General features: G+C 64.9%; 6 protein-coding genes. All 6 read right to left on the bottom strand.

Annotated features, from left to right (window positions below; all coding sequences use genetic code 11):
• Nucleotides 1-256: 256 nt before the first annotated feature.
• Nucleotides 257-1,741 carry an efflux transporter outer membrane subunit gene (locus tag AC25ND_RS25900; protein ID WP_062573904.1) on the bottom strand — a complete coding sequence of 495 codons (1,485 nt, stop codon included), beginning with the start codon at nucleotides 1,739-1,741 and terminating at the stop codon, nucleotides 257-259.
• Entirely contained in the window at nucleotides 1,738-4,848 is a 3,111-nt protein-coding gene (locus tag AC25ND_RS25895) for a multidrug efflux RND transporter permease subunit (RefSeq protein ID WP_028692159.1), read from the bottom strand. The genes AC25ND_RS25900 and AC25ND_RS25895 overlap by 4 nt, the downstream gene beginning before the upstream one ends.
• Complete coding sequence (locus tag AC25ND_RS25890; RefSeq protein WP_069016379.1) at nucleotides 4,845-7,943, bottom strand: MdtB/MuxB family multidrug efflux RND transporter permease subunit; 3,099 nt, start codon at nucleotides 7,941-7,943, stop codon at nucleotides 4,845-4,847. The genes AC25ND_RS25895 and AC25ND_RS25890 overlap by 4 nt, the downstream gene beginning before the upstream one ends.
• Complete coding sequence (locus AC25ND_RS25885; protein WP_486976671.1) at nucleotides 7,940-9,226, bottom strand: MdtA/MuxA family multidrug efflux RND transporter periplasmic adaptor subunit; 1,287 nt, start codon at nucleotides 9,224-9,226, stop codon at nucleotides 7,940-7,942. The genes AC25ND_RS25890 and AC25ND_RS25885 overlap by 4 nt, the downstream gene beginning before the upstream one ends.
• Before the next feature lie 202 nt (nucleotides 9,227-9,428).
• On the bottom strand, nucleotides 9,429-9,929 hold the full coding sequence (gene tpx / locus AC25ND_RS25880) for a thiol peroxidase (RefSeq protein WP_028692156.1): 501 nt from the start codon (nucleotides 9,927-9,929) through the stop codon (nucleotides 9,429-9,431).
• A 165-nt stretch (nucleotides 9,930-10,094) separates the two neighbouring features.
• Nucleotides 10,095-11,375: a serine/threonine transporter gene (locus AC25ND_RS25875; protein ID WP_062363061.1), complete on the bottom strand. Its 1,281-nt coding sequence runs from the start codon at nucleotides 11,373-11,375 to the stop codon at nucleotides 10,095-10,097.
• Nucleotides 11,376-11,553: the final 178 nt, after the last annotated feature.

Here is an 11,553-nt window from a genome sequence, read left to right as displayed (position 1 = left end):
GGCCGGAGTGAGGGGACCCCGTAGCGAAGCGTAGGGGCCGGATGAATGAGCGCGCGGTTTTGCTTACTTTTGCCAAGACAAAAGTAAGTCGCCGCAAGGCGAAACAGCGATATAAGCGTCGACGCTGCCAATGAATGCGCGCACAACCTTCAAACAACATAAAACCAAAAACCAAAAACCAAAAACCAAAAACTAACAACTAACAACCAACAACCAACAACCAACAACCAACAACTAACAGAACATTCCAAAAACTTTACTCAACCACCAAATCCCGCCCAACATCCCACCCTCCCCCAAGCGCCGCAATCAACTGCACACTCGCCACCAACCGCCCCTGCAACAACGTCAACACACTCCGCTCGTTGCTAAGCGCCGTCGTCTGCACATTGACCACATCCAGATACCCGATCAACCCCGCCTTGTACTGGTTCTCGGTCAACCGCAACGACTCCCGCGCCGCGTCCAGCGCCTCCTGCCGCACCACCGCCTCGTCCCCGTACACCTTGAGCTGCACCAGATAGTTCTCGACCTCCTTGAACCCGTCGAGCACCGTCTGCCGATACTGCGCCACGGTCTGGTCGTACACCGCCACCGTCCGGTCAACCTCGGCACTGCGCTTGCCGGCGTCGAACAGCGTCAGCGCCAGCTGCGGCCCGACCGACCAGTAACGGTTGGGCAACTCGATCCAGTTGTTGAAACTACTGCTGGAATACCCCCCGTTCATGCTCAAGGACAGATCCGGGAAATACGCCGCCCGCGACACACCGATATTCGAGTTGGCCGCCATGACCTTGCGCTCGGCCGAGGCGATGTCGGGACGCCGCTCGAGCAGCTGCGACGGCAGCGACAGCGGCACCTGCGGCAACGCCGGAATATCATCGCTCGCCGCCAGGGCAAAGTCGGCCGGCGCCTTGCCCATCAGCACGGCGATGGCGTTCTCGTACTGCGCCCGCTGCCAGGCCAGGTCGATCAGGTCGGCCTGGGTGCTCTTGAGCTGGGTACGCGCCTGGGCCACGGCATCCGGCCCGGCAACCCCGGCGCGGTACTGGTTCTCGTTCATCTTCAGCGACCGCTCATAGGCCGCCACGGTGGCCTCGAGCAGGCGCTTCTGCGCGTCGATCACTCGCAGTTGCAGGTAGTTCTGAACCAGTTCCGACTGCTGACTCAGGCGAATGGCCGCCATATCGGCCAGGCTGGCCTCGGCGCTGGACTCGTTGGCGTTCATGGTTTCACGCAACTTGCCCCACAAGTCGATCTCCCAGCTCACCCCGAGCTGCGCGTTGTAGGTATCGCGGATGCCGCTGCTGTTGTTCGACAGGCTGGAGCTGGAACTACCGGTGCCCTGGGCCGAACGGTTCTTGCTGGTGGTCAGGTTCAGCGAAGGGAACAGCGAGGCACGGCTACTGCGCACCAGCGCCTGGGCCTGACGGTACTGCGCCTCGTACTGTGCCACGGTCTGGTTGCTGCGGTTGAGCTCCTCAACCAGGGCGTCGAGCTGCTTGTCGCCATAGATCTCCCACCACGCCCCCCGAGCGATGGCATCAGACGGATTGGCCTGGGTCCAGCCCTCGGCCTGCTTGAACTGTGCCGGGGTACTGACCTCGGGGCGGTGGTAGTCCGGGCTCAGGGTACAGGCGCTGAGCATGGCCACGCACAACCCGGCGCTGACCAGGCGCGAGCCGCGTCCCTGGGTCAGCAGCTTGAGGGCACGGTGGATTCGGGTGTGGGCAAAGTTCATAGCGGGTTATCCAGGGCAGCGTCGGTGCGCACGCCGCGCCAGCGGTTGAACCGGTGGCGCAGGCGATCAAGGTACAGGTAAACCACAGGTGTGGTGTAAAGGGTGAGGATCTGGCTGAACACCAGGCCGCCGATGATGGTCAGGCCCAGGGGCTGGCGCATCTCGGCGCCCTCGGCGCGGCTGAGCAGCAGCGGCAGCGCGCCGAGGATCGCGGCCAGGGTGGTCATCAGGATCGGCCGTAGGCGCAGCAGGCAAGCGCGGCGGATCGACTCCTCCGGCGACAGGCCTTCATGGCGCTCCAGCTGCAGGGCCAGGTCGATCATCAAGATGGCGTTCTTCTTCACCACGCCGATCAGCAGGAACAGCCCCAGCAACGAGATCAGGCTGAACTCGCCACCGGTCAGGTACAGCGCCAGCAACGCGCCGACCCCGGCCGAGGGCAGCGTGGAAAGGATCGTCAGTGGGTGGATGTAGCTCTCGTAGAGGATGCCGAGCACCAAGTACACCAGCACCAGGGCGCCAAGGATCATCAGCGGCTGGCCTTCGGTGGTCTTGGTGAAGGCGTCGGCGTCGCCGCCGAGCTTGGCGATCACCGACTCGGGCAGGCCGAGCTTGGCCACCGCGCGCTCCAGCGCGGCCATGGCCTGGTCGGGGCTGTAGCCTTCGGCGACATCGAACGAGATGTCCTCGGAGGCGAACTGCCCTTCGTGGCTGACGCGGTCGTTGGCCAGGCTGTTCTCGTAGCGGGCGAAGGTGGACAGCGGCACCCGGGCGCCGTCGGCGGTGATCACCTGCACCTGCTCCAGGGTGCTTGGGTCCCAGGCGTATTTCGGGTTGATCTCCAATACCACCTGGTACTGGTTGAGGCTGTCGTAGATGGTCGAGATCTGCCGCTGGCTGTAGGCGTTGTTCAGCACCGCGGTGACCATGTCCATGTCGATGCCCAGGCGCTTGGCCTGGTCACGGTCGACCACCAGGGTCACCTGCTGGGTGCCGGCGCCGTCGCGGGCGTCGATGGCGGTCAGCTCGGGCAGCTTGCGCAGCTCGGCGGCCACCTTCGGGAACCACTCGCGCAGGGCGGCCAGATCGCCGCTCTGCAGGGTGTAGAGGTACTGCGAGGTGCTCTGGTCGCGGCCGCCGCCGCCCAGTTGCAGGTCCTGGTCGGCCATCAGGTACAGGCGCCCACCAGGGATCTTCGGCAGGTCCTTGCGCAGGCGGTCGATCACCTTCTGCGCGTTCTCCTTGCGCTCGGCGATCGGCTTCAGGCGCACCAGCACGAAGGCGTTGTTGGTGCCGCTGTTGCCGCCGATGAAACCGGCGACGCTCTCCACCGCCGGGTCCTTGAGCAAGGCGCGGCGGTAGATCTCCATCTTCGGCTGCATCACGGTGAACGACAGGCCGTCATCGCCACGGATGAAGCCTTGCAGCTGGCCGGTGTCCTGCTGCGGCATCAGGGTCTTGGGCACTACCACGTACAGGGCGATATTCAGGCCGATGGTGGCCAGCAGGCTGAGCAGGGTCAGGCGCTTGTGCCGCAGCGCCCAGCCCAGGCTCTTGTCGTAGCCGGCGACCATGCGCTGGTGAATGTGGTCGCTCCAACGCTGCAGGCGAGTCTGCTGCTGCGGGCCATGGACCTTGAGCCAGCGCGAGCAGAGCATCGGCGTCAGTGTCAGCGACACCACCAGCGACACGACAATCGCCGCGGCCAGGGTGATCGAGAACTCCTTGAACAGCCCGCGCACGATGCCGCCCATGAACAGGATGGAGACGAACACCGCCACCAGCGAGACGTTCATCGACAGCAGGGTGAACCCCACCTCCTGCGCGCCCTTGTAGGCGGCGCGCATGGGGTTTTCGCCGTTCTCGATATGCCGCGAAATGTTCTCCAGTACCACGATGGCGTCGTCCACCACCAAGCCGGTGGCGAGGATCAGCGCCATCAGCGACAGGTTGTTCAGCGAGAACCCGCACAGGTACATGACCGCGAAGGTGCCCACCAGCGAAACCGGCACCGCCAAGCTCGGGATCAGCGAGGCACGCAGGTTGCCGAGGAACAGGTAAACCACCAGGATCACCAGTACCACGGCGATCAGCAAGGTGTGCTCGGCCTCCTTGAGGGTGGCCTTGATCACCGGCGAGCGGTCCATGGCCACATTGAGCTTGACGCTGGCCGGCAGGAGCGACTGCAAGGCCGGCAACTCGGCCTTGATCTGCTCGACGGTCTGGATGATGTTGGCGTTGGTCTGGCGGTTGACCACCAGCAGCACCGCGCTCTCGTCGTTGAAGAATCCGCTGTTATAGCGGTTCTCCACGCCATCGCTGACCTTGGCCACATCGGACAGGCGCAGGATCGCGCCGTTCTGCTGGCGGATCACCAGCGGCTTGTAGTCCTCGGCGGTTTCCAACTGATCATTGGCGCGCACCTGCCAGTTGCGTTCGCGGTCTTCGACGAAGCCCATGGGCCGGCGTTGGTTGGCGTTGGCCACCGCATTGCGCACGTCGTCCAGCGACAGGCCGTACTGGTTGAGCAGCTGCGGTTCGAGCTCGATGCGCACCGCCGGCAGCGAGCTGCCGCCGATCTGTACCTCCCCTACTCCGCTGACCTGCGCCAGGCTCTGGGAGAGGATGGTGTCGGCCAGGTCATAGAGCTTGCCCTTGGACAGCACGTCCGAGGTCAGCGACAGCACCATGATCGGCGCCTGGGACGGGTTGATCTTCTTGTAGGTGGGCATGCTGCGCATGCCGCTGGGCAGCAGGTTGCGGGTGGCGTTGATCGCCGCCTGCACCTCACGCGCCGCGCCGTCTATGTCGCGGCCCAGCTCGAAGCCGATGATCACCCGGGTCGAGCCCTGGTTGGAGCTGCTGGTCAGCGTGGTGACGCCGGCAATGGCGCCGAGCTTACGCTCCAGCGGCGTGGCCACGGTGGAGGCCATGACCTCAGGGCTGGCGCCGGGCAGGCTGGCCTGCACCACAATTACCGGGAAGTCCATCTGCGGCAGCGGCGACACCGGCAGCAGGCCGAAACTCACACCACCCAGCAACATGATCGCCAGGCTCAGCAGCATGGTGGCTACCGGCCGTCGAATGAAGGGTCCGGACAGGTTCATGCTTCAGCCTGCCGCGCATCGTCAGCCGGGCGCCAGCGACGCGCCAGGCGGTCGAAGTACAGGTAGATGACCGGCGTGGTGAACAAGGTCAGCACTTGGCTGACCAACAGGCCGCCGACCATCACCAGGCCCAGCGGCTGGCGCAGCTCGGCGCCGGAACCGGTGGCGAGCATCAGCGGTACGGCGCCGAACAGCGCGGCCAGGGTGGTCATCAGGATCGGCCGGAAGCGCAGCAGCGCCGCCTGATAGATCGCGTCACGCGGGCTCATGCCCTGGTGTCGCTCAGCCTCCAGGGCGAAGTCGATCATCATGATCGCGTTCTTCTTGACGATGCCGATCAGCAGGATGATGCCGATGATCGCGATCATGCCCAGGTCGTTGCCGCTCAGCAGGAGCGCCAACAAGGCCCCCACCGCCGCCGACGGCAGCGTGGAAAGGATGGTCACCGGGTGGATGTAGCTCTCGTAAAGCACGCCCAGCACGATGTACATGGTCACCACCGCGGCCAGGATCAGCAGCAAGGTGCTCGACAGCGAGGCCTGGAACGCCTCGGCGGCGCCCTGGAAGCGGGTCTGCACGCCGATCGGCATGCCGATGTCCTGCTGCACCTGCTCGATCACCTTGACCGCCTCGCCCAGGGAGGCGCCATGGGCCAGGTTGAACGACATCATCACCGCCGGGAACTGGCCGATGTGCGAGATGGCCAGCTGGGCCTGGCGCTGCTCGATGCGCGCCAGGGCCGACAGGCGCACCTGGCCGCCGTCGGTGGCCTTGACGTGGATCGACTCCAGGGCCTGCGGGCCGAGGCTGGCGGCAGTCTGCGACTGCAGCACCACGCGGTACTGGCTGGCCTGGGTGTAGATGGTCGAGATCTGCCGCTGGCCGAAGGCGTCGTACAGCGCGTTGGTGATCTGCGCCACAGTGATGCCCAGACGACTGGCCATGTCGCGGTCGATCACCAGGAATACCTGCAGGCCCTGGTCCTGCAGGTCGCTGGCCACATCCTGCAGCTCGGGGCGGTCCTTGAGCGCCTGCACCAGCTTGCCGCTCCACTCGGCGAGCATGTCGGCATCCGGCGAGCTCAGGCTGAACTGGTACTGGGTGCGGCTGACCCGGTCCTCGATGCTCAGGTCCTGCACCGGCTGCATGAACAGGCGGATGCCGACCAGCTTGTCGAGCTGTGGCTGCAGGCGGTTGATCACCTCGGAGGCGGTGACGTCGCGCTCGCCGTGGGGCTTGAGGTTGATCAGCAGGCGGCCGCTGTTGAGGGTGGCATTGTCGCCATCCACGCCGATGTAGGAAGACAGGCTCTGCACCGCCGGATCCTGCAGGATCACCTTGGCCAGGGATTGTTGGCGCTCGCTCATGGCGGCGAACGAGGTCGATTGCGGCGCTTCGGAAATACCCTGGATGACCCCGGTGTCCTGGGCCGGGAAGAAGCCCTTGGGCACCATCATGTACAGCACCACGGTCAGCGCCAGGGTGGCAACGGCCACCAGCAGGGTTAGCGGCTGGCGCTGCAACACCCAGGTCAGGGCGGTGCCGTAGTGCTTGATCAGCCAGTCGATCCAGGCACCGCTGGCGCGGTAGAAGCGGCTTTGTTCCTCTTCCTTGGGCTCGCGCTTGAGCAGGCGCGCGCACATCATCGGCGTCAGGGTCAGCGACACCACCAGGGAAATCAGGATGGCCACCGCCAGGGTGATGGCGAACTCACGGAACAAGCGCCCGACCACATCGGCCATGAACAACAGCGGAATCAGCACGGCGATCAACGAGAAGGTCAGCGAGATCAGGGTGAAGCCGATCTGCTTCGCGCCCTTGAGCGCGGCCTGCATGGGTGTTTCGCCCTCCTCGATGTGCCGGGAGATGTTCTCCAGCATGACGATGGCATCGTCCACCACGAAGCCGGTGGCGATGGTCAGGGCCATCAAGGTGAGGTTGTTGACCGAGAAACCGGCCAGGTACATCACCCCGAAGGTGCCGATAAGCGACAGCGGAACGGCGATGGAGGGAATGATGGTGGCGCTGAAACGGCGCAGGAAAACGAAGGTGACCATCACCACCAGGGCGATGGCGAACAGCAGCTCGTGCTGCACATCGCGCACGGCGGCGCGGATGGTCTGGGTGCGGTCGGTGAGCACGCTGACATCCAGGCCCGCCGGCAGATTGTCGGTGATTGACGGCAGCAGTTCCTTGATCCGGTCGACGACCTCGATGACGTTGGCACCGGGCTGGCGCTGGATATTCAGCAGCACCGCCTCGTTCTGGTTGGCCCAGGCGGCCAGGCGTTCGTTCTCGGCGCCGTCGACGATCTCGGCGACGTCCTTCAGGCGCAGTGGCGCGCCATTGCTGTACTTGAGGATGAGGTTGGCGTATTCCTCGGGGGAGCGCAGCTGGTCGTTGGCGTCGAGCATCGACACCCGGGTCGGGCCGTCGAAGTTGCCCTTGGGCTGGTTGACGTTGGAGGCGCCGATCAGGGTGCGCACGTCGTCCAGGTTGAGACCGTTAGCGGCCAGGGCGTCGACGTTGACCTTGATCCGCACAGCTTGGCGCTGCCCGCCGGCGATGCTGACCATGCCGACGCCGCTGATCTGAGCGATCTTCTGCGCCACGCGGGTGTCGACCAGGTCATTGAGCTTGGGCAGCGGCATGGTCTTCGAGGAAATGGCCAGGGTCAGCACTGGCGTGTCGGCCGGGTTGACCTTGTTGTACACCGGCGGCGCCGGCAGGTCGTTGGGCAGCAGGTTGCTGGCGGCGTTGATCGCGGCCTGCACCTGCTGCTCGGCGACATCCATGTTCATGTCGAGGTTGAAGCGCAGGGTCAGCACCGAGGCGCCGCCGGAGCTGGTGGAGGCCATCTGTTCCAGGCCCGGCATCTGCCCGAACTGGCGTTCCAGCGGCGCGGTGACGGCGCTGGTCATGACCTGCGGGCTGGCGCCAGGGTACAGGGTCATGACGCGGATGGTCGGGTAGTCGACCTGAGGCAAGGCCGCCACCGGCAGCAGCTTGTAGGCGATCAGGCCGGCCAGGACGATGGCCAGCATGCTCAGCGTGGTGGCGACCGGCCGCAGGATGAACAGGCGCGAGAGGTTCATGCGCCCGCCTTGGTGCCTGGTTCACCGGTCTGGGCCGAGCCCTTGGCGCCCTGCCCCTGCAGGTGCTGGCCGGGGGTGGTCGGAACCTGGGAGCTGTCCTCGACCACATCGACCTTGGTGCCTTCGCGCAGGCGGTCAGTGCCTTCCAGCACCAGGCGCTCGCCGGCGGCCAGGCCCTCGACGATCACCGTGTTCTCGCCATCGCTGGCGCCGACCTTGAGCTTGCGCACGTTGATGGTGTTCTCGGCGTTGACCACATAGGCGAAGGTGCCGTCGTTGCCAAACTGGATCGCCGCTGCCGGTGCCAGCACCACCTGCTTGAGGGTGTCGGCCAGCAAGCGCACGTTGACAAACTGGTTGGGGAACAGCGCGTGGTCGGTGTTCTGGAAGGTGCCCTTGAACTTCAGGGTGCCGGTGGCGACGTCGATCTGGTTGTCGAGGCTGCCCAGCACACCGGTGGACTGCAGCTTCTGATCGCCCCGGTCCCAGGCCTCGACCGGCAGGCTGGCGCCGCTGCGGTAGCGAGCCAGCACGGTGTCGAGCTGGGTTTCCGGCAGGGTGAAGGCAACGCTGATCGGCTGGGTCTGGGTGATGATCACCAGCGCCGTGGTGTCGTTGGCCGCCACCAGGTTGCCCAGGTCCAGCTGGCGCAGGCCCACGCGGCCGCTGATCGGTGCGCGGATCTGGGTGAACTCGAGATTCAGGCGTGCCTCGTTGACCTGGGCCTGGTTGGTCTTGACCAGCCCCTGAAACTGACCGACCTGAGCTTCGGCGGTGTCCAGGGTCTGCTTGGCGATGCTGTCCTCGGCGTACAGGCCTTTATAGCGGGCCAGGTCGACCTGGGCATTCTTCAACTGCGCCTGATTCTGCGCCAGGGCGCCCTCGGCCTGCTGCAAGGCGATGCGATAGGAACGTGGGTCGATCTCGGCCAGCAGATCGCCGGCCTTGACCTGCTGGCCCTCCTTGAAGTGGACCTTGACCAGCTCGCCGGCCACCCGGCTGCGCACGTTGACCGTGTTGGTCGCGGTCACGGTGCCGAGGGCCTTGTAATAAAGCGGGAAGTCTCCGACCCGCACCGGCTCGACCCGCACCGGGACCGCCTCGGTGGAGGCGCCGAAGCCCGGCCGCCCGCCCATGCCCAGGCCCTTGCCCGGACGGTGCCCGCCGCCTTCCTTGTGGACGGTCGCCGCGGGCCACAGCCACCAGGCCAGCAGGGCCACCAGCAGCAGGATCAGCAGGCCGAACAGCCAGCGACGAGGGGAACGGGAATTGGAGGCTTGCATGGGTCGAACGAACCTTGTTCAGAGAAAGACGGCGTGGAGAGCGTGAACGATAAGCACTGGCATCGTTTTAGCAAAGGGGCTTTACCAGTGCTTTACCTTCGGCTGACGTTGGCAAAGGGGTGAACTTTAAATGAAAACGGCCTGGAACTGGGTCCAGGCCGTTACCGGGTGTTACCTGGTTCGCCGGCAAGCCGGCGAACACTTACTTCAAGACAGCCAGCGCCGCCTCGTAGTTCGGCTCGTCGGCGATTTCGCCCACCAGCTCGCTGTGCAGCACCTTGTCGTTTTCATCCAGCACCACCACGGCACGGGCGGCCAGGCCGGCCAGCGGGCCATCAGCGATGGCGACGCCGTAGTTTTCCAGGAACTCGCGGCCACGCAGGGTCGACAGGTTCTTCACGTTCTCCAGGCCTTCGGCGCCGCAGAAGCGCGCCTGGGCGAACGGCAGGTCGGCAGAGATGCACAGCACCACGGTGTTGGCCACGTCATTGGCCTGGGCGTTGAACTTGCGCACCGAGGTGGCGCAGGTCGGGGTGTCGACGCTCGGGAAGATGTTCAGCACCTTGCGCTTGCCGGCGAAGTCGGCCAGCGACTTGTTCGACAGATCGCCAGCGACCAGGGAGAAGGCAGGTGCCGCGGCGCCTTGCTTCGGCAGTTCACCGCTGACCTGAACCGGGTTGCCTTTGAGAGTCACTTGAGCCATGACGGAAATCCTTATACGGGGGGTTGAAAAGGATTCAGAGTTAACCATGAAGGGGCGCAAGTGCCTATGGGTAAAGATGAAATTGCCCTACGATCGGGCAATTCCTGTAGACAAACGCCCGGGTGACTGACGTCGACCCGGGCGTTCTTCCTACGGGACAGGGGCTCAGGCCAGCAGGCCGTACACCACTGAGGTCAGGGCCACCAGGCCGACGACCACCACGAACAGGTTGGACAGCGCGCCGCTGTACTTGCGCATCGATGGCACGCGGCGGATGGCGTACATCGGCATCAGGAACAGCAACACGGCGATGATCGGGCCGCCGAGGGATTCGATCATGCCGAGGATGCTCGGGTTGAGGGTGGCGACGATCCAGCACACCACCAGCATCAGCGCGGCGACGATACGGTCCAGGGCCTTGGCGCCCGGGCGCATGCCGGCCTTGACGATCATGCCCTTGAGGCCCTCGCTGGCACCGATATAGTGGCCCAGGAACGACTTGGCAATGGCAATGAAGGCGATCAAGGGCGCGGCGAAGGCGATGGCCGGCTGCTCGAAGTGGTTGGCCAGGTACGACAGGATCGACAGGTTCTGCGCCTTGGCCTCGGCCAGCTGGGCGCTGCTCAGGGTCAGCACGCAGCTGAACACGAAGAACAGCACCATCAGCACCATCAGCAGGTGCGCGCGACGCAGGATCTGGCCGCTGCGCTCATCGGCATTCTCGCCGTAGCGGCGCTTCTGGTCGACGGCGAAGGCCGAGATGATCGGCGAATGGTTGAACGAGAACACCATCACCGGGATCGCCAGCCACACGGTGTGCAGGAAGGCCGAGCCCGACGGCACCTGGGCGGCGGTGTCGAGGATGCCGCCGTTCCAGTGCGGCACCAGGTACAGGGCCAGCAGCGCCAGGGCAACGATGAATGGGTAAACCAGCAGGCTCATGACCTTGACCGTGGCCTGCTCGCCGCAGCGCACGATGGCCAAGAGGCCCAGGATCAGCACAAACGACAGGATCGCCCGCGGTGGCGGCGCGATGTGCAGTTGGTGCTCCATGAAGCTGCTGACGGTGTTGGTCAGCGCCACGCTGTAGATCAGCAGGATCGGGAAGATGGCGAAGAAGTACAGGACGGTGATCAGCGCGCCGGCGGTGATGCCGAAATGCTCCTCGACCACCTCGGTGATGTCGCCGCCCTTGCTGCCGGAAAGCACGAAGCGGGTCAACCCGCGGTGGGCGAAATAGGTCATGGGGAAGGCCAGCAAGGCCAGCACCAGCAGCGGCCAGAAACCGCCAAGGCCGGCGTTGATGGGCAGGAACAGGGTTCCGGCGCCGATGGCCGTGCCGAAGAGGCCCAGCATCCAGGTGGTGTCTTGACGCGACCAGCTGCCGAGGGTGGCGGGGGTCGATTCTACAAAGCGTTGTTCAACGCTTGGGGCCTGCTCATTCATTCCGGGTGAAGCTCCACTCGCAAGACTGCAACAGGCTGAGAATGGCGAAATAGACGATTCGCCCAACTCAACCGGGGAAGAGGGGCGCGATTGTGCATGCAAAGGTTGCACTTGGGGAAGCCCCGCCCGAGGGACGGTTGCACTTGTCTTTACAAGCGGGTTGTGCTGGAGGGGGCTG

It is taken from the genome of Pseudomonas sp. P110(2024), from assembly GCF_057480795.1.
Note: the sequence above shows the minus strand (reverse complement) of the source record. Positions and strands in the feature narration are given on the sequence as shown.